The following is an 18,736-nucleotide window of genomic DNA, read 5'->3' on the forward strand; positions in this document are numbered from 1 at the left end:
AGCCTGACCGACCAGGGGCTATCGGGCCACCCAGCCCCGCTCGTACGCGTGCCAGCCCAGCTGCAGCCGCGTCGTCACCCCGGAGAGCTCCATCAGGCCCTTGACCCGCCGCTGCACCGTCCGCAGCCCCAGCTCCAGGTGCTTGGCGACGCTCGCGTCCGTCATGCCCGCCAGGAGCAGCGAGAGGATCTCCAGGTCCGTGGCGTCGGGGCCGCCCCCGGCCTCCTCCGCCGAACCGGCCGCCCCCAGCCGCAGCGGCAGCGACTCCCGCCACACCGCCTCGAACAGGCCGGCCAGGGACTCCAGCAGCCCCGACGCGTGCACCACCAGCGCCGCCGGCTCCGCCCCGCGGGCCGTCAGCGGGACCATCGCCAGCGTCCGGTCCGCGATCACCAGCTTCGTCGGGACCTCGGCCGTCACCCGGATCCGCTCCCCGCGCGCCAGCGCCGTCGACGCCTCCCGGATCCCGCTCGGCAGGGTCAGTACCTCCCGCTCGATGACCACCCGGTAGTCGACCCCGCGTACGGAGGCACGGTCCTCCGCCTCGTTGTCCGTCCCCGGCACCACCTGCGGCCGGCCGGTGACCAGCGCGCAGACCTCCTTCTCCGCGCCCAGCTGGATCTGGTGGAAGCGGTGGGCCACCGCGCTCGCGCCCTGCACCACCTCCACGAGGTCGTGCACCGCCGGTTCGGTCGCCTCCGCCCGGTACTCCTCGGCCAGCAGCGCCGCCGCCAGCTCCGCCTGCTCCAGCTCGTGCCGCTGCTGGGTCAGCAGCGCCCCGAGGGCCACCCCCGGCGGGGCCGCCACCCAGCGCCCGGGCCGGGCCGAGGACTGCGCCGCCAGCCCGTGCCGCTCCAGATGGCGCAGGGCCCGTTCGGTGTGCGGCACCGGCAGCGTCAGCCGGTGCGCGAGGTCGGGTACCTCCGCGGCCCCCAGCGCGACCAGCGCGCGGTACGCCGACTCCTGGCCCTCGTCCAGGCCTATGGCACCCAGCAACCCGTCCACCCACCTTTCGACACGCGCCTGGCGGGAAGCGGCCACGGCGCAAACCCGCCGCGGACATCATCGCCGCACCTGACGCCACTCTGCCAAGGTGACGCCACCGCAGCACCAACATCCGCCGGTCAGAAGCCATTTACGCGGCGCTTTCGCCGTGCAACGCAGCAGTTGGCCGGAATTCACCTGGGGAGAGCGATGCGTCCGATATCGCGAACGGCACTCGGGGCGGCCGCCGCGGCCGTCCTGGCCGTCACCGCCATCGGCCCGACGGCGGCGCAGCCGGCCGACGGAGCGCCCGGAGCGGGGAAGAGACCCCTCGTCGGCGGCGAGGCGGCCGGAAAGCAGCCCACGGCCCCCGTCACGGTGACCCTGGTCACCGGCGACCGGATCCTGGTGTCCACCGACGCGGCCGGCCGCACCGCCGCCACCGCGATGCCGCGCGCGGACGGCTCGCAGCCGCTCGTGCAGACCCGGCAGTCGGGCAAGGACCTCTACGTGTACCCCGAAGGCGCGGTCGAGGCCCTCGCCGCCGGCCGCGTCGACCACGAACTCTTCAACGTCACCGGCCTCGTCCGGCAGGGCTACGACGACGCGCACACCGCGAAGCTGCCGCTCATCGCGGTCTACGACGGATCCGTGAACGTGGCGCGCAGCGCGCCGCCCACACCCCGCGGCGCCGACCGCTCCCTCGTCCTCGCCTCCATCGGCGCCGTCGCCCTCGCCGCCGACAAGGCGCAGACCGCAGCCTTCTGGTCGGACGTCATCGGTACGGACCCCGGCGCGCGCTCCCCGGCGGGCGGGCTCAGGAAGCTGTGGCTGGACGGCAAGGTGCAGGCGAACCTGGAGCGTTCCACGAAGCAGGTCGCCGCCACCGCCGCCTGGGCCGCCGGGTACGACGGCAAGGGCACCAAGGTCGCCGTCCTCGACACCGGAACGGACCTGGACCACCCCGACCTCCGGGGCCGCGTCGCCGCGTCGAAGAACTTCACCGACTCCGACACCGACGCGGACCGGCAGGGCCACGGCACCCACACCATCTCCACCGTCGGCGGCTCCGGTGCCGAGAGCGGCGGCGCCAGGAAGGGGGTCGCCCCCGGCGCCGAACTCCTCAGCGGAAAGGTCCTGAACGACGGGGGCTACGGCCTCGATTCATGGATCATCGCGGGTATGGAGTGGGCCGTCGACGCCAAGGCCGACGTGGTCTCCATGAGCCTGGGCGACCCCTCGCAGACCGCCTGCGACGACCCGCTCGCCGCCGCCGCCGAACGGCTCTCCCAGCAGGGCCCGCTCTTCGTCGTCGCCGCCGGCAACTCCGGCCCAGGCAACAACACGGTCTCCTCGCCCGGTTGCGCCCCCTCCGTCCTGACCGTGGGCGCCGTCGACCGCGACGACCGCACGGCCGTCTTCTCCAGCCGGGGCCCGGCCGGGCTCCCGCACACCCTCAAGCCCGAGATCGCCGCCCCCGGCGTCGGGATCTCCGCGGCCGCCGCGGGCGGCCGCGGCGTGTACGCCTACCGGTCCATGTCCGGCACCTCGATGGCCACCCCGCACGTCGCGGGCGCCGCCGCCGTCGTCAAGCAGCGCCACCCCGACTGGACCGCGCAGCAGATCAAGGCCGCCCTCGTCGGCTCGGCCGCCACCGCCGTCCCCGGGGACGTACGGGAGACCGGAGGCGGCCGCCTCGACGTGAAGGCCGCCCTCGACGCCACCGTGACCGGTGCGTCCGCCGTCCAGGGCGGCACGTACAACTGGCCGCAGGACCGCAGCGACCGCACCGCCGTCGAAGTCCCGTACACCAACACGGGCGGGAGCGCCGTCACGCTGAACCTGGCCGTCGATAAGGTCACCGGCAACGACGGCTCGCCCGTCCGCGCCCAGGTGGCCCGCCTGGAGCGGCGTACCGTGACCGTCCCGGCCGGCGGCACCGCCCGGGTGCCGCTCGCCCTCGACCCGGCGGCGAAGCTGGAGCGCTCCCAGTACGGGGACGTCACCGGCCGCGTCGTCGCCACCGCGAACGGCGTCCGCGTCTCCACCCCCTTCTCCCTCTACGTCGAGCCCGAGACCGTGACCCTGCGCGTCAAGCTCGTCGACCGCGCGGGCCGGCCCGCCGCCGGACCCTCCTCGCTGGACGTGATCGGCACCGACGACGCCACCGGCGAGCGCCGCTTCAACGAGGGCTCCGCGGACCAGGTGTACCGGGTCCGCCCGGGCGCGTACTTCCTCTCCGCCTTCGTCGCCACCCCCGACGCGGGGGAGGGCGAGGGCGACAGGCTGCTCGACTCCCTCACCTACCTCGGCCGCCCCCAGGTCGAACTGAGGAAGGACACCACCGTCGTCCTGGACGCCCGTAAGGCCGGGCGCCTGGACCTCGCCGCCGACCGGCCGGTCGAGGCGCGCAACACCACCCTCGGATTCGCCCGCAGCTGGGACGGCGCATGGCTGCACGCGGGCACGGCCATGGGCGGCCGCACCATCCGCGGCTACTACGCCTCCGTCGAAGGCCGCGCCGACGACGGCGACTTCGAGTTCGCGTCCTACTGGCGGGCGGCCGCGCCCCTCGTCTCCGAGCTGACGGCCGTCGGCGGCCCGGTACTCCACCCGATCACCGCGTCCACCGGCAGCGACAACCTCGACGGGAGCGGCGGCGCGCCGCTGGTCGACGCGGGCTCCGGCAGCCCCGAGGAACTCGCCGCGGCGGGCGCCGAGGGTGCGGTCGTCCTCGTGAAGGCGGTCGACGGGGCACTGCACGAGGTCGCGCGCAACGCGCAGGCCGCCGGCGCCGAGGCGGTGCTCGCCCACCGCGAGGCCCCCGGCCGCTGGACCGGCTTCACCGGCTACGCGGGCGGCGCGCTGCCCACGCTGACCATCGAGGCGGCCGAGGCGAAGGCCTTGCTGGCCAGACTCGCGACCGGCAAGGTCACGTTGTCCTGGAAGGCCGAGTCGCAGAGCCCGTACGTCTACTCCCTCGCCTTCCCCGAGACCGGTGAGGTCAAGAGCGGTGGCCGCACCTACCGGGTGCGCGACCGTGACCTCGGACAGACCGTGTCCGCGTACCACTCCATGGGCGTGGCGGCCGACTTCATCGACATGGCCGGGGCCTACCGGCCGATCGGCGCCGCCGTGTACTTCGGCGGGATCGAGGCCGTCGCGGCTCCGGGCACGCGCACCGAGTACCACTCCGCCGGGGACACCGCCTGGGACCAGCTGCTCTCCAGCAGCTTCCCCTGGGGCGAGCTCATGGTCGGCGAGCAGCGCACCTACACCAAGGGGCAGAAGAACAGCGCAACTTGGTACGACGGCATCACCGGCCCGGTCGCCCCGCGCGACCTCGCGGGCCGGGAGACCCTGGCCGCCGAGCGGCAGGGCAACCTGATCGGCTTCGCCCCCGCCATGTGGGGGGACGGCGGCCACGCCGCGCAGCCGGGCTCATTCGGCGACATCGGCTCGCTCGTCCTCGAGCGGGGCGGCGAGGTCGTCGGGGAGAGCTGGTACCCGTTCGGGGTCTTCGAGGTGCCCGCCGAGGAGGGCCGGTACCAACTCACCCAGTCCATCGAGAAGATCGGCCCGCCCGCCCGGGTCTGGCAGCGCTCCACCGCCGTGCGGACCACCTGGGCCTTCACCTCGAAGCTCGACGCGGCGGCGTACTCGCAGGGGCTGGCGATCCTCTTCCCGCGGTACAGCGCCCCGCTCGACGGGATGAAGACGGTCGCGGCGGCGAACGGCCTGAGCATCGGGCTGGGCGTCACCGGCCACGCGGGCTACACCCCGGGGGCCCTGAAGTCGGCGAAGCTGTCGTACTCCTACGACGGCGAGAACTGGACGCAGGCGAAGGTGAACGAGCGGGGCGGCCGGTGGAGCGCGGTCGTCGACCACGCCGGAGCCTCCGGCAAGCCCGTGTCGCTGAAAGTCGAACTGGCCGACGCGAAGGGCGCCACGGTCACCCAGACGGTCGTGCGGGCGTACGACGTCCGCTGATCCGTACGGGTGGAACGGGAAGGGTCCGGCGGACGGCGGTCCGGCGGACCCTTTTCGTGCATTCGGCGTTTTCCGCCCCCGCGGGGGGCCGAGAATGAAGCCATGAGTCAGCAGGGCGCGGACGACTGGTGGCAGAAGCTCTACGAGGGCCCGGACGCGGGAGCGGAACCCGACCCGGGGGACACCCTGGACAAGCGGTTCCGCTCGGCGGCGGGCGTGACGACGGACCCGGCGCCGGCACCGGCACCTGTATCGGTACCGGCACCGGGCGCGGCCCCTGCCACGGCCCCGGCACCGGACCTCGCGCCGGATCCGGCTCCGCCGGAACCTCCGCGCGCCCCGGAGCCGCTGCTGCCCGGCCCCCGGCAGGGTGAGCCGGCTCCGGCTCCGGCCCCGACCCTGCCCGACTTCCCGCCGCCGCGGGATCCCCGGGCGGGCGACGCCACGGGGTACGCGCTCGGGGGCGTGGCCGTACCACCGGTGCGCGGGCCCGAGCTTCCGGTGCGGCACCGGGACGCGCCGAGCCCGGAGGCCTGGTTCGATCCGGCCCCGCAGCAGCCCCGGCAGCCGGCGCCGGTGGCCGAGTCCGGGCCGGGCCCCGAGCCCGAGCCGGTGGCGGCCCGACCGGAGGCCGTCCGGCCCGAGGTCTCCCACCTGGGCGACCGCGCCCCCACCTACGCCGCCGAGCCGGGCGCCCTCCCGCCCGCCGACCCGGCCGCCGTCGAACAACTGACCCCGGACACCGTCCTGGAGGGGGCCCGCTACGGCGCCTGCACCCTGCGCGCGGCCTCGCTGCGCGGGGACTCCGCCCGCTACCGCGGCGAGGCCCGCCGCGACTTCCTGCTCACCGCCCGCTTCGGCAGCGGCGACGACGCGCTGGTCCTGGTGGCCCTCGCGGGCGGGGACCGGGCCGCCCCCGGGGCCGCCGAGGCCGCCGCAGAACTGTGCCGCACCGTCGCGTCCGCCGTCGGACGCAGCCAGGAGCGGCTCGCCGACGACATCCGCGCCGGGCGCCGCGACGCCCTGCGCTCGGGCCTGCAACGGCTCACCGACCGGGGGTACGGGCGACTGCGGGCCCGCGCCGCCGAGCTGGGGCTCGCGGAACCGGCGTACACCGCCGGACTGCGCGGGCTGCTGCTCCCGGTGGATCCGCAGTGCCGTACCCGGGTGTGCTTCGGAGCGGGCGCGGGCGGCCTGTTCCGGCTGCGCTCGGGGCAGTGGCAGGACCTGGAGCCCGCCGGGTCGGCCGAGGACACGGACGGCGGTTTCCGCTTCCGCGCGGCCGTGGCCCGGCCCGGCGACACCCTGCTCCTGTGCTCCGGGGGCCTGGCGGAACCGATGCGGGAGGAGGCCGCCCTCCCGGCGGAACTCGCCACCCGCTGGGCCGGTCAGGACCCGCCGGGCCTCGCGGCCTTCCTCGCGGACACCCAGCTCCGCCTCAAGGGATACGCCGACGACCGCACGGCCGCCGCGGTCTGGGAGGCCTGACCGGCGCGGCACGGCTTCCCGTCACGCGGCAGGCGGGAGCTGTCCGCGCACCCACTCGGGATCGGGGTTGGTGTGCGGCCGGCCCGCCACGAGGACGGTCGGCACGGTCTCGTTCCCGTCGTTGGCCGCCCTCACCACGGCGGCTCCCGCCGGGTCACGCCAGATGTCGACCCAGTGAAGGCGGCGGGCGCTGCGGCCCAGCCGGATGCGCAGCCGTATGCAGTACTTGCAGCCCGGCCGCCAGAAGACGACCGGTCGGCCGTCGGCCGCGCTGCGGCGCTGTGCCTCCTGCGCACCGATCGACCGCGGGTACACCAGGGGTGAGTGCATGGCTGCCAGCAGTACGAACACCAGCAGGAGCGCCACGGCCGCGCCGGATCTCCCGCTCACGACCAGGCCGGCCGCGACGGCCGATCCGCACAACCCGAACAGCACCGGCAGGATCCAAGCACGCGTCATGAGGCCGCAGGCTACCGACGGGCCGTGACGGGTCGGCACGGCAGGGGTGGGGGCAGCCCCCGTGCCGGTCCGGGTGCCAGCAGGATGGGCGATCGGTGCGGCGGCTCGACAGGCTGGGAGGGAACGGCACAGGCGACTGGAACGGGACTGATCGGTGAATTCACGGGCACGGGCCGCGGCGTTATGGGTGGGGATCTGCGTGCTGGCGGTCGGGGGGATCCTCCCCGCGACCGCGTCGGAACGGGGGCCGGCCGCGCCGCCCGCCGGGCTCGAGGAGGCCGTCGAGCAGACGGTCGCCGACGGATTCCCCGGTGTCGTGGCGTACGCCAGGCGCGGGGAGCGGGAGTCGCGGACGGCGGCCGGGCTCGCGGACACGGCGACCGGCGAGCGGGCCCGGCCGGACCAGCGGTTCCGGATCGCGAGCAACACCAAGTCGTTCGTGTCGACGGTGCTCCTGCAGCTGGAGGGCGAGGGGCGGCTCTCGCTCGACGACAGCGTGGACACATGGCTGCCCGGCGTGGTCCGGGGAAACGGCAACGACGGCACGGCCATCACCGTCCGGCAGCTGCTCAACCACACCTCGGGCATCTACGACCCCACCAACGAGCCGGAGTTCTTCGCGCCCTACCTGGAGCGCCACGACTGGGGCCACGTGTACACGCCTCGGGAGGTGATCGCCCGCGCGGTACGGCACGAGCCGACCGGCCGGGCGTACTCCAACACCAACTACCTCCTCGCGGGTCTGGTGATCGAGGCGGTCACACAGCGCAGCGCGTCCTCCGAGATCCATCGGCGGATCCTCGCTCCGCTCGGCCTGAAGGACACCTCCCTTCCGGTGACCGACCCGCGCATCCACGGCCCTCATCTGCACGGTTACGACCTGGAGGGACACGATGTCACCCGGTTCAGCCCGTCGTACGACTGGACCGCCGGTGCCATGATCTCCACGGTCGCCGACCTGGCCCGCTTCCACCGGGCCCTGTTCGCCGGCACGCTGCTGCGCCCCGCCCAGCAGCGTGAACTCCTGACCACGGTGCAGATCCCCGGCGAGGGGCCGTACGGGCTCGGCGTGAAGCCCAGGGACGTGCCGTGCGGCCCGGGGCCGGGCGGCAAGGTGGTCCGAGCCTGGGTGACCGACGGGAGCGGACCCGGTTTCATCAGCGTGTCCCTCACCACCGCCGACGGCGGGCGGCAACTGGTCCTCGCCGCCAATGTCTACGACCTCGGCGCGGAACTGAGGAAGAAGCCGGCCTTCCCGCACACCGATGCGCTGGGGAAGGCGCAGACGGCGGTCGTGTGCGACTGAGGCCTCACCCGGTCAGCGCGGCCGGGGCCGCACCGGGCGTACCGGGCGCGGTGGGAGAGCCCTCCCCGCCCGCCGCTCCCGGCCTGCGACGCTCCGCCCAGCGGACCGCGGGCGGAGCCACGAGGCCGGTGAGGGCGAGGACGGCGCCGAGGACGAACCAACCGGGTCGCCCCCAGCCGATGCACAGGGCGATCAGCAGGGACGGGCCGAGAGCCTCGGCGAGTCCGGCACCCATACCGAAGACGCCGAGGTACTGGCCGGTGGCGTGCTCGGGGGCGAGGGCGAAGGAGATCTCGAACCCTCCTGCCGCGTGCCAGAGTTCACCGACGGTGTGGACGACGACCGCGACCAGGAGCAGGGTGACGGCCGCCCGGGCGGGCACTCCGGCCGACAGGGAGACCAGGGAGCAGGAGGCGAGGAACGCGGTGCCGGCGCGGCGGTACGCGCGAGCACCGGTGGCGGGAGTGCCGATGTTCCGGCTCGCGCGTACCTGGAAGACGACGACGATGGCCGTGTTGGTCAGCATGCCGGCGGACACCAGCCAGCGCGGTGCGGTCGTCTCGCCGATGAGCCACAGCGGGACGGCCACGGTGAGGATCTTGAACTGGACGGCCATGACGCCGTCCAGGGCGGTGATCCCGAGGTAGGGCAGGTCCCGCAGGGCGGCCCACCGCCGGCCGCCGCCGCTCGGCAGGGGACGGATCGGGGCGAGGCGGAGCAGGAGCGCGGCGGACACCGCGAAGGAGAGGGCGTTGCCGGCGATCAGGCACCGGTACGCCGTGCCGGTGCCCGACTGGACCGCCCAGCCGGCGAGTACGGCGCCCAGGGAGATCCCGGTGTTGCTCACGGACCGCAGGTACGCCCGAAGTTCCTGGGGGCGTTCACCTCCGTGCCGTTTGATGATCGGGCCGCGCGCCGAGAACCCTGCGGCCTGGGCCGATACGGCCAGGGTGACGACCAGTACGAACGACCCGAAGCCGTCGGCCGACACGAAGCCGGCCGTGGCCAGGGCGCGGAGGACCAGCGTGGCCGCGTACACGCCGCGCGGGCCGTGGCGGTCGGCGAGATGTCCGGCTCCGATGCCGACCCCGAGCGCCACGAGTCCGGCGATGCCGAGTCCGAGTCCCACCTGTTGCGCGGGGAGCCGGACCGCCTCCGTGAAGTAGAGGACGCCGGCGGTCAGGTAGATGCCGCTGCCGATCGCGTTGGCGAACGTCGAGACGGTGAGGATGCGTTGGGGACCGGGGGCGGGCAGCAGCCGCGGCATGGTGGACTCCGCTGGTCGGGGGTCAGGAGCGGACGAGAGCCCCTTTCCGGGGTGCGAACAGCCTGCTGTAATGGTCTTGTGCACCTCAACCCTTACGGGGCGGACGCGGTGAACCTGGCCGCCGACCTCGCCAACCGCCGCCCGTCGAGCCCCGGGGAACTCGCGGACCGCTGCCGCGCCGCCGGACTCGCGGTGCCGGGAGCGGTCACCCCGGAGGACCTGGACCGAGCGCACCGCGCCCTGACGGCGTGGGAGAAGGTCGTCGACGCCGCCGACGAACCGGAGCGCGCCGCGCTGCTCAACGGCATGCTGGAAGAAATCGCCGCCTTCCCCAGACTGACCGACCACGCCGGCGACGGCTGGCACCTGCACTACCGCGACGAGGGACGGCCCTTCGGCGACCAGTTGTGCTCCCTGATGGCAGTCGGGACCGCACTGCACCTCGCGGGCCGGGGCATGCACCGGCTCAGGAGATGCGCCGTGTCCGAATGCGCCACGGTCTTCGCCGACACCTCACGCACGGGACGGCAGCGCTACTGCTCGCCCCGCTGCGCCAACCGCGACGCGGTCCGCCGCCACCGGGCGCGGCACACCGGCTGAGCCGTGTTCACCGTCCGTACCGGCATGGGCAATGTGCGGGCGGCGCGCTATCTTTCCCCGAACGGCGAACGGCGCATCATCGGCTCCTTCAGCCACGGCTCCCAGGCCGGCGCCCTCCCGCAGGCCGTCGGCGCACAGTTCACCGACCGGAACCGTCAAGTGGTGTCGATGTCGGGCGACGGCGGTTCCTCGCTGCTGAGGGGAGATTTCCTCACCCTGGTGCAGTACGGCCCGCCCGTCGAAGTGGGCCTCTTCGACAAGTCGCCCCCCGGAAAGCCCGAAGGGGGAGACACCGGTTTCCGGCCTGCGCTCCTGCGGGACGACGGACAGGAACCCCGACGTCTCCGCCTCGCCCGCACGGGCGGCGCGTACGGGGTCCGTGCGGCGAAGCCCGCGCAGCTCACAGGGGCTTTGGAGGATGCCGTCCGGCAACGGGGACCCGCTCCGGTGGGCGTGCCGGCGGACCTGGCCGACCTGTCGGATCCTCCGAAGACCGGTGCCGGACCGGTGGCCGGATTCGCACGGTCCGCCCACACGGCCGTTCGGGTCGCAGGGGATGCCCGCGTGATCCCGATGGCTCGATCCGACCTCCGTGACGATCCCCGCCCCTGAGCCCGCAGGAGTGCGAAACCGCCCGGGGGGCATGCATCCCGTAGACCTGTTCGAGAGCAAGGACACGGGAGGGACATCGCCGTGCGGGTGGGGGCGAAGACCGGAAAGCTGTGGGGGAGAGGGAGGCCGGTGCCGCGCGAGCCGTCCGCCGACGGGGACGGGGGAGCGGTGGACACGCTGCGCATCACCCGGAGCGTGCGCCGGGCCGACCTCAAGGCGGTCGGCGAAGTCCGGAAGGCTCTACGCGAGTTGATGCGCCACCGGTGCCGGACCGATGCCGCCGAGGTGGCCGAGCTGCTGATCACCGAGCTCGTCACCAACGCGCTCGTCCACACCGACCGCGGAGCGGAGGTGCACGCGAGTCTCGCCTCCACCCGGTTACGGGTGGAGGTCCGGGACTACGCCGCACGCCGGCCCCGGCCGTACGTACCGACCGCCGACGACGGTACGCACGGCCGGGGACTCGTGCTGGTGCAGGCGCTCGCCGACGACTGGGGCGTGGACGCACTCGCCCTGGGCAGCGGCAAGGTGGTGTGGTTCGAGCTCGACGCACGGCACGACGCGCCGTAGCACGTGCCGTACGACGAAGGGCCCGCCTGAGCAGGCGGGCCCCGCGGGGTTTCCCCGTGGAAGCGGACCGGGTCAGCCGAACTGCTGTTCCAGGTCCTTCAGTTTGCGCTCCAGCGAGTCCAGCCGGGGAATGGTCTGGGTGTCGTCCTCGGCGGTGAGGTCCACCGTCCGGGTGCCGGTCACGTCAAGGGATTCGGTTGGGTTGACGGCCTGCAGGGAGGGCCGGCGTCGCAGGGGCAGTTGTCCTGATTCCGGTATGGCCGGCTCCGCGCCGACCGGCGCGGAGCCCGCTCCCTGCGTCAGTTCCGGAAGCTCGACCTGGCGCCCGCGCGAACGCCCGAACGCCCGGTTCTGCCGGCCCAGCGCCTTGATGCGCGCCCGGTCCAGCCGGTTCTGGTCGCGCCTGCGGTGCCGGTCCTGCTCCCGCTCCTTCTTGTCCTCGCGCACCTCGTCCACGGCCTCGTCGAGGGTGCGTACCCCCTCCAGCAGCATGAGCGACCAGGCGCCGAAGGTCTCCCGGGGGGCCCGCAGCCAGCGGACCATCCGGATCTGGGGCAACGGCCGCGGGATCAGGCCCTGTTCGCGCAGCGCCGCCCGGCGGGTCTGCTTGAGGGCGCGGTCGAAGAGCACGGCCGCCGAGAGGGACATCCCCGAGAAGAACTGCGGGGCTCCGTCGTGGCCCATTCCCCGCGGGGCGTGCACCCAGTTGAACCACGCGGCCGCGCCCGCGAACAGCCAGACGAGCATGCGCGAACCGAGGGCCGCGTCGCCGTGGCTGGCCTCGCGCACGGCGAGCACCGAGCAGAACATCGCGGCGCCGTCGAGGCCGAACGGGACCAGGTACTCCCATCCCCCCGTGAGGTTGAGGTTCTGCCGGCCGAAGCCGACCAGCCCGTGGAAGGAGAGCGCGGCGGCGACCGCCGCGCAGCAGAAGAGCAGAACGTACGAAGCGGTCCCGTAGACGGCTTCCTTGCGCCGCCGTCGTTCCTCGCTGCGCTCCCAGCTGTCGTCGGCCGCGGCCTTCTCGCTCTCCCGCTTGCCACGGGCCAGTACCGCAACTGCCGCAAGTACGCCCAGGATCAGCAGGCTGCCGGGCAGCAGCCAGTCCAGCGATATGTCGGTCAGTCTCATGCGGATGTCCCTCGCCTCGCGTGTGCGGCCATGCGGCTGTACGGCTTTCCGGGCGCCATATTGGCGTAGCCGGTGAGTGGTGCACGCGGGTTTCGGGGCAAGTGGACGCCATCGGGGGGCGGGGCCCGCCGGATAGGGTGTTGTGACTCGAACTGGCGCCCGTACGAGCTGAGTTGTGTTCGATTACCGTCAGTCGTACGGGGTGGGTTCAGGCGGCGGTCGCCGCGAGGCGGGCGATCCGGTCGGCGTCACAGGTCCGGGGACAGGTGACACAGGTGTCCTCGGGACGGATGGTGTAGAAGAAGCAGCAGCCGGCCCGGTCCCGGGTGGACAGCTCCTCGCCGGCGGGTCCGGTGAGCGTACGGAACCCCGCGCCCCCGGTGTAGGGGGCGGTGGACCCCGGCAGGAGCGCTTCCAGCTCGGCCATGGCCCGCCGCTCCTCGCCGAGCAGGCTGCCGATGTACCAGAGGCTCTCGACGACCTCGTCGGTCACCATGCCCCACAGGGCGCGGCGGCCGCGCCGCATGCGCGGGCCGAAGCCTTGCAGCAGCGGTCCGAGGTGCTGGGCCACCGCCGCCCGCACCTCGTCGCGCAGCGCCGCCTCGTCGGGCACGACACGGGCCCCCGGGAGCGCGGCCGCCGCATCGTCCGGCAGGCAGGCGAACTCCGCGACGCGCACGCTCATCCGGCCGAGGGTCCGGTGGAAGGCCACCTCCGGGACCGGGAGGCGGGGGACCCGCCGGTGCAGGAACCACGGCAGGGTGATCAGCAGGCAGGCGGGCCACGCGTACCGGTGCAGCCCGAAGCCCGCGATCACATCGGGGCGGGCCTGGGTGCCGTAGTCCCTCAGGACCTGGGCGTTGTCCCAGGCGAGGAAGGCGTCCAGGGCCGGCCCGCCGGCCGCGAGCTCGTCCGCGCCGACCCATCCCGCACCGCGAGGGAGGGGTTCGCCGGCGGCCCGCTCGACCACCCGCAGTCCGCCGTACGCCTCGGCCAGCCTGGCGAACGCGTCCGTCACCGCAGAGCCGGGCGGGGCGGATGTGACAGCCGGAAAGGTCGTGACGGTCATGACGGGCCACCGAATCACAGAATCACACGATCGTTAACAGGTTAGCCTTACCTTACCTGATTCGGGTCGATCCGCACCCCTCCCCGCGCGCGCCGTCACTTATTCTCAGGACAGGTCGAGACCCGGAGGAGGACCGCGTGCGCGAAACGGCCCAGGCCCGGGTACCGGCACAAAGGCAGAAGGTGTTGCGCCATTCGGTGCGCGGACAGGTGCTCGACGCGCTGCGCGCGGCCCTGATCGACGGAGAGCTGGTGCCGGGCGAGATCTACTCGGGCCCGGCCCTGGGGGAGCGTTTCGGGGTGTCCGCGACCCCCGTGCGCGAGGCGATGCAGCAGCTGGCCGTGGAGGGGGCGGTGGAGTGCCTGCCCAACCGGGGCTTCCGCGTGCTCTCCCGCACCCCGAAGGAGCTGGCCGAGCTGGCCGAGGTACGGGCGCTGCTGGAGGTCCCCGTGATGATCCGGCTGGCCCGCACGGTCCCGGCGGCCGCCTGGGAGGCCCTGCGTCCGGCCGCCGCCGCCACGGCCGAGGCGGCGGCGGCCGGCAACCTGCCGGGGTACGCGCAGGCGGACCGGGACTTCCACGGGGCGGTGCTGCGGCTGGCCGGCAACGACCAGCTGGTGCAGGTGGCGGAGGAGCTCCACCGCCGGGCCCAGTGGCCCCTGCCGGGCGCTCCGCGGGTTCGGCGGGCCGATCTCGTCGCCGATGCGGCGGAGCATGCGGCGCTGCTGGAGGCGCTGATCGCGCGGGACCTCGGGGTGGTGGAGTCGCTGGTCCGCGAACACTTCGCGGGCTCCCCCGCCTGACCGGGGCCCCGCCCCGGGCCCCGCGCCTCAAACGCCGGCGGGGCTGGATTCGGTGGGGTGGAGTTGGTCCGCCAGCCAGGTGGGGATGCCGCCCAGCAGGTGGAACAGGCGGCGGGCCTCCGCGCGGAGCCGGGTGGCTTCCGGTTCCGGTTCGGCCTCGGCCAGGGCGGCCAGCGCCGGCGCCGTGCCGATCAGGAAGCCCAGGTCCTCCCGGATGCGCAGGGACTCCGCGAAGCCCTTGCGGGCCTCGGCCACCTCCCCGTCCCGCAGGGCCAGCGCGGCCAGGTGCCGCCAGGTGAAGGACAGCAGCAGGGTGTCCCCGTGCGCCTCCGCCCCCGCGTGGGCCCGGTGGTAGGCCGGCCGGGCCGACTGCGGGGCGTCCGCCAGGTGTTCGGCGACGAGCCCCCGCCGGAAGTCCAGCAGCGGGCGGGTCCGGGACTCCGGGGACAGCAGGGCCGCGGCCCGGCCCAGCGCGGAGCGGGCCTCGTCGGCCCGGTCGCGTACGCCGAGCACGGTGGCGGCGTACGCCAGCTGGCCCCGTTCGCAGGCGGCCGCGCCCCGGTCGTCGTCGTCCTGGGACACCGCCTCGGCGATCCGCAGCGCGTCCTCGGCCTCGGCCCAGCCCTGCCCGGTGAACAGGCACCGCTCCACCAGCAGCGCGGTCCGCTGCACGGCCGCCCCGGCACTGCCGGCCTTGCCGATGTGCGGCGTCAGCAGTGCAGCCGCATCCGTCCAACAGCCGCGCGAGCGCAGCCGCCATATCGCCCGCTGGAGGGGGTCGTCTCCTCCGGTTGTTCCGGCACCCGACATGGCGGTGTCCGCCACATTGCCCTCCCCAAAGCAAGCAAGCAGCACATCGTTGAGCCCTGGGGCGAAATGAGAGCACGGATTCACGGCCTCGGCCAAGGGGTTGGGTGAACTTTTTCACAAAGTCCGGACGGATCATCAGCCGCCCCGTGGCCGAACCCCGGCGGCCGCGGGGCGGATCTGCTCAGCTCATCCGCAGTGCCAGGAAGAAGTCGAGCTTGTCCTCCAGCCGGGACAGGTCCCGCGCCGTCAACTGCTCGATTCGCCCGACCCGGTAGCGCAGCGTGTTGACGTGCAGGTGCAACCGCGTCGCGCAGCGGGTCCAGGAACCGTCGCAGTCCAGGAACGCCTCCAGCGTCGGGATGAGCTCCGCGCGGTGGCGCCGGTCGTAGTCCCGCAGCGGGTCCAGCAGCCGGGCCGTGAAGGCGCGGCGGACGTCGTCCGGGACGAACGGCAGGAGCAGCACGTGCGAGGCCAGCTCGTGGTGACCCGCCGCGCAGACCCGGCCCGGGCGCGCCGCGGCCACCCGGCGGGCGTGCCGGGCCTCCTCCAGCGCCCCGCGCAGCCCCTCCGCGGAGTGCACGGCCGCGCTGACGCCCAGCGTGAGCCGGCCGTCGTCGGCCAGACCGGCCGCGAGGGGGTCCCGTACGGCCGCGAGGAGCTCGTCGGCGTGCAGGGCGGAGTCCGGGCCCTTGTCCTCCCCGGCGTCCCCGGAGAGCGAGGGCAGCGGTACCAGGGCGATGGCCTCGTCACCCGCGTGGGCCACGGCGATCCGGTCCGAGGGCTCGGGCCCCGAGACGGACGGGTCGACGAGGATCTCCTCCAGCAGCGACTGGGCCACCGGGCCGCCGGGGACGTCCCCGCCCTCCCAGTCCACCCGGGCCACGACGACCTGCCAGTGCGGGGCGGCGCCCAGTCCGGGCAGCAGCACCGGGGCCGCGACCCGCAGACGGGCGGCGATCTCCGCGGGCGGGGCACCCGTCTGTACCAGTTCGAGGACCTCCTGTGCGAGGCGGCGGCGCACGGTGCGGGCCGCGTCGCGCCGGTCCCGCTCCACGGCGATCAGCTGGGTGACGCCCTGCAGCAGGTCGAGGCGCTCGGCGGGCCAGTCGCCCGCGTCCGCCTCGACGGCCAGCAGCCAGTCCGAGAGCACGGTCTCGCGCACGTCCCGGGCCCCCGGGCCGGCGGCCCCGCGCCCGTGTCCCCTGATCGGGAAGAGCGAGTAGGTAATACCCTGGATGGAGATCCGATGCGGCCCCCTGCGGCCCGTCCGGACCGCCGCAAGGTGCTCGCCCGCCAGTGCTGCGCACACGCCCGGCGCCAGCGGCTCACCCGCCCCGGCGATCTGCCGGCCGGTGGGGGACAGCACCCAGGCCCGGAGATCGAGGTCGGTGGTGAGCAGATCGAGCACCACGTCGGGGCCGCCGCCGGCCGGACCCGAGGTCATCAGCCGGCGGTGTCGGTCCACGACGGCCGCGAGGTCTCCGGCGCGCTCGCCCGAGACCTGCCGGACGACGTACTCGGTGATCGTGGCGAATGCAACGTCTTCGTTCACGGCGAACAGCGGCAGCCGGTTGCGCACACAGGCCGAAACAAGATCATCGGGAATGGCCTGCAGCTCCGCCTCGCCCGCGGCGAGCCCGGCGACGCCCGCGCTCGCCAGGATTCGTACGAATGGCTCGGAGTCGGCTGAATTTCGTCTCCAGGCCAGGCCGGTCAGGACGAGTTCGCCCCCCGACAGGTACCGGCTGGGATCCCGTAGGTCGGTCGTCATGACCCCGCGGACGGTCCGGTCGAGTTCACCCTCGCCGCCGAGCAGCCGCAGCCCCAGCGCCTCGGTTTCCAGCAGTGCGCGCAGCCGCATGATGTCGCCGCCGATCTGTCTCGAATGTTGCCGTTGGAAATCGGGCAGGTCGTCGCATCCTGCCTTTCATACGAATCTACAAGACGAGGGAGGCCGTCAGCCAACTCCTTCATGGTTTCAGTGACTGCACCGGGGGGCGAGCGGCTTGTGTACTGGGTCCACACCGCGTTAACAGCACGTGAACGACCAGTCGAGGACTCTCAGGCCTCCTGGCTTGAAGTCAACGACACGATGAAGAAGAAGAGAGCCGCTCATGGACTTCCTTCGCCCCGCCAGCTGGGAGGAGGCGCTCGCCGCTAAGGCCGAGTTCCCCTCAGCTGTGCCGATTGCGGGTGGCACCGACGTGATGGTCGAGATCAACTTCGACCACCGCCGGCCGGAGTACCTCCTGGACCTGAACCGCATCGGTCTGCTGCGGGAATGGGAGGTCGGCGAGGATGTGGTTCGCCTGGGCGCCTCCGTCCCGTACACCCAGATCATGGAGAACCTCCGTACGGAGCTCCCGGGACTCGCGCTCGCCTCGCACACGGTCGCGTCCCCGCAGATCCGCAACCGCGGCGGTGTCGGCGGCAACCTCGGTTGCGCCTCGCCGGCCGGCGACTCCCACCCCGCGCTGCTCGCGGCGGGCGCCGAGGTCGAGGTGGAGTCCGTACGCGGCTCCCGCCTCATCCCGATCGACGAGTTCTACACGGGTGTGAAGCGCAACGCGCTGGCCGCCGACGAGCTCATCAAGACCGTCCACGTCAAGAAGGCGGACGGCCCCCAGCAGTACTCCAAGGTCGGCTCCCGCAACGCGATGGTCATCGCGGTCTGCGCGTTCGGTCTGGCGCTGCACCCCGAGACCCGCACGGTCCGCACCGGCATCGGTTCGGCCGCGCCGACGCCGATCCGGGCCAAGGCCGCCGAGGAGTTCCTGAACGCCGCGCTCGAAGAGGGCGGCTTCTGGGAGTCCGGCAAGGTCATCACCCCGTCGATCGCCAAGCAGTTCGGTGACCTCGCCTCCGGCGCGGCCAACCCGATCGACGACGTCCGCGGCACGGCGAAGTACCGCCGTCACGCGGTTGGCATCATGGCTCGCCGCCAGCTCGTCTGGACCTGGGAGCAGTACCGCGGTACCGGCAACGGCCGCTCGCTTGAAGGGGCTGCGTAATCATGCGCGTCAATTTCACGGTCAACGGCCGTCAGCAGGAAGCCGACGACGTGTGGGAGGGTGAGTCCCTTCTCTACGTCCTGCGTGAGCGCCTGGGTCTGCCGGGTTCCAAGAACGCCTGTGAGCAGGGCGAGTGTGGTTCCTGCACCGTCCGTCTCGACGGCGTGCCGGTCTGTTCGTGTCTGGTGGCGGCCGGCCAGGTCGAGGGTCGCGACGTCGTGACCGTCGAGGGTCTGGCGGAGTTCTCCAAGCAGCGCGACGAGCACGGCCACGGCGGTGCCTGCGGCACCGGCGGAGGCTGCGGCAGCAAGGGCGTGTCCCTGGACGCGGCCAAGCAGTGGCAGGCGCACGGGCCCAACAGCGAGCTCCGCTCGCGGGCGGGCGACTCGCAGACCGGTGAGGGCGTCGAGCTCTCCACCATCCAGCAGGCGTTCATCGACGCCGGCGCCGTCCAGTGCGGTTTCTGCACCCCGGGTCTGCTGATCCAGGCGGACGCGCTCCTGGAGGAGAACTCCTCCCCGTCCGACCAGGACATCCGTGAGGCCCTGTCCGGCAACCTCTGCCGCTGCACGGGTTACGAGAAGATCCTCGACGCGGTCCGCCTCGCGGCCGCCCGTCAGGGAGAGGCGGTCTGAC

The 18,736-nt window shown here is 73.6% G+C and carries 16 protein-coding genes; 9 read left to right on the forward strand and 7 right to left on the reverse strand.

From position 1 onward, the window contains the following. Window positions 1–18: 18 nt before the first annotated feature. A complete protein-coding gene (locus JYK04_RS32465; RefSeq protein ID WP_189745822.1) occupies window positions 19–996 on the reverse strand; it encodes a helix-turn-helix domain-containing protein in 978 nt (325 codons plus the stop codon). A 198-nt stretch (window positions 997–1,194) separates the two neighbouring features. Here JYK04_RS32465 and JYK04_RS32470 point away from each other — a divergent pair, with 198 nt between their 5' ends. Together JYK04_RS32470 and JYK04_RS32475 are read left to right on the forward strand one after the other, a co-directional pair. Beyond that, window positions 1,195–4,974 (forward strand): S8 family peptidase, encoded by a 3,780-nt coding sequence (locus tag JYK04_RS32470; RefSeq protein WP_189745824.1) that lies wholly within the window; start codon window positions 1,195–1,197, stop codon window positions 4,972–4,974. A 102-nt stretch (window positions 4,975–5,076) separates the two neighbouring features. Continuing rightward, window positions 5,077–6,462 (forward strand): protein phosphatase 2C domain-containing protein, encoded by a 1,386-nt coding sequence (locus tag JYK04_RS32475; protein ID WP_189745826.1) that lies wholly within the window; start codon window positions 5,077–5,079, stop codon window positions 6,460–6,462. A gap of 21 nt (window positions 6,463–6,483) precedes the next feature. Here the strand turns inward: JYK04_RS32475 and JYK04_RS32480 are convergent, their stop codons facing one another. Next, a complete protein-coding gene (locus JYK04_RS32480) occupies window positions 6,484–6,921 on the reverse strand; it encodes a glutaredoxin domain-containing protein (protein WP_189745828.1) in 438 nt (145 codons plus the stop codon). Between the two features lie 154 nt (window positions 6,922–7,075). On the opposite strand from JYK04_RS32480, the gene JYK04_RS32485 reads away from it, so the two are divergent. Beyond that, window positions 7,076–8,227 carry a serine hydrolase domain-containing protein gene (locus JYK04_RS32485; protein WP_229876774.1) on the forward strand — a complete coding sequence of 384 codons (1,152 nt, stop codon included), beginning with the start codon at window positions 7,076–7,078 and terminating at the stop codon, window positions 8,225–8,227. A 4-nt stretch (window positions 8,228–8,231) separates the two neighbouring features. On the opposite strand, the gene JYK04_RS32490 is transcribed toward JYK04_RS32485, so the two are convergent. Continuing rightward, the gene (locus tag JYK04_RS32490) at window positions 8,232–9,494 is read right to left on the reverse strand and encodes an MFS transporter (RefSeq protein WP_229876775.1); all 1,263 of its coding nucleotides are present in this window, start codon (window positions 9,492–9,494) and stop codon (window positions 8,232–8,234) included. 78 nt (window positions 9,495–9,572) lie between these two features. Here JYK04_RS32490 and JYK04_RS32495 point away from each other — a divergent pair, with 78 nt between their 5' ends. The 3 genes from JYK04_RS32495 (at window position 9,573) to JYK04_RS32505 (ending at window position 11,276) form a co-directional block, all read left to right on the forward strand. Then, window positions 9,573–10,094 (forward strand): CGNR zinc finger domain-containing protein, encoded by a 522-nt coding sequence (locus tag JYK04_RS32495; protein ID WP_189745830.1) that lies wholly within the window; start codon window positions 9,573–9,575, stop codon window positions 10,092–10,094. 3 nt (window positions 10,095–10,097) lie between these two features. Continuing rightward, window positions 10,098–10,706 (forward strand): thiamine pyrophosphate-dependent enzyme, encoded by a 609-nt coding sequence (locus JYK04_RS32500; RefSeq protein ID WP_189745832.1) that lies wholly within the window; start codon window positions 10,098–10,100, stop codon window positions 10,704–10,706. A gap of 129 nt (window positions 10,707–10,835) precedes the next feature. Then, window positions 10,836–11,276 (forward strand): ATP-binding protein, encoded by a 441-nt coding sequence (locus JYK04_RS32505; protein ID WP_229876776.1) that lies wholly within the window; start codon window positions 10,836–10,838, stop codon window positions 11,274–11,276. 72 nt (window positions 11,277–11,348) lie between these two features. On the opposite strand, the gene JYK04_RS32510 is transcribed toward JYK04_RS32505, so the two are convergent. Both JYK04_RS32510 and JYK04_RS32515 read right to left on the reverse strand, forming a co-directional pair. Then, entirely contained in the window at window positions 11,349–12,407 is a 1,059-nt protein-coding gene (locus JYK04_RS32510) for a DUF2637 domain-containing protein (RefSeq protein ID WP_189745834.1), read from the reverse strand. Between the two features lie 208 nt (window positions 12,408–12,615). Next, the gene (locus tag JYK04_RS32515) at window positions 12,616–13,476 is read right to left on the reverse strand and encodes a (2Fe-2S)-binding protein (RefSeq protein ID WP_189745836.1); all 861 of its coding nucleotides are present in this window, start codon (window positions 13,474–13,476) and stop codon (window positions 12,616–12,618) included. Window positions 13,477–13,613: 137 nt separating this feature from the next. Here JYK04_RS32515 and JYK04_RS32520 point away from each other — a divergent pair, with 137 nt between their 5' ends. Continuing rightward, complete coding sequence (locus tag JYK04_RS32520; protein ID WP_229876777.1) at window positions 13,614–14,279, forward strand: GntR family transcriptional regulator; 666 nt, start codon at window positions 13,614–13,616, stop codon at window positions 14,277–14,279. 27 nt (window positions 14,280–14,306) lie between these two features. Here the strand turns inward: JYK04_RS32520 and JYK04_RS32525 are convergent, their stop codons facing one another. Continuing rightward, window positions 14,307–15,104: a hypothetical protein gene (locus JYK04_RS32525; RefSeq protein WP_189745838.1), complete on the reverse strand. Its 798-nt coding sequence runs from the start codon at window positions 15,102–15,104 to the stop codon at window positions 14,307–14,309. Between the two features lie 166 nt (window positions 15,105–15,270). Next, window positions 15,271–16,950 (reverse strand): PucR family transcriptional regulator, encoded by a 1,680-nt coding sequence (locus JYK04_RS32530; RefSeq protein ID WP_030010043.1) that lies wholly within the window; start codon window positions 16,948–16,950, stop codon window positions 15,271–15,273. A gap of 253 nt (window positions 16,951–17,203) precedes the next feature. Here JYK04_RS32530 and JYK04_RS32535 point away from each other — a divergent pair, with 253 nt between their 5' ends. Continuing rightward, window positions 17,204–18,100 (forward strand): FAD binding domain-containing protein, encoded by an 897-nt coding sequence (locus tag JYK04_RS32535; protein ID WP_030715117.1) that lies wholly within the window; start codon window positions 17,204–17,206, stop codon window positions 18,098–18,100. A 2-nt stretch (window positions 18,101–18,102) separates the two neighbouring features. Further along, window positions 18,103–18,735 (forward strand): (2Fe-2S)-binding protein, encoded by a 633-nt coding sequence (locus tag JYK04_RS32540; protein WP_189745840.1) that lies wholly within the window; start codon window positions 18,103–18,105, stop codon window positions 18,733–18,735. Window position 18,736: the final 1 nt, after the last annotated feature.

Origin of the sequence: Streptomyces nojiriensis, from assembly GCF_017639205.1 — a bacterium.
Taxonomy (GTDB): domain Bacteria; phylum Actinomycetota; class Actinomycetes; order Streptomycetales; family Streptomycetaceae; genus Streptomyces; species Streptomyces nojiriensis.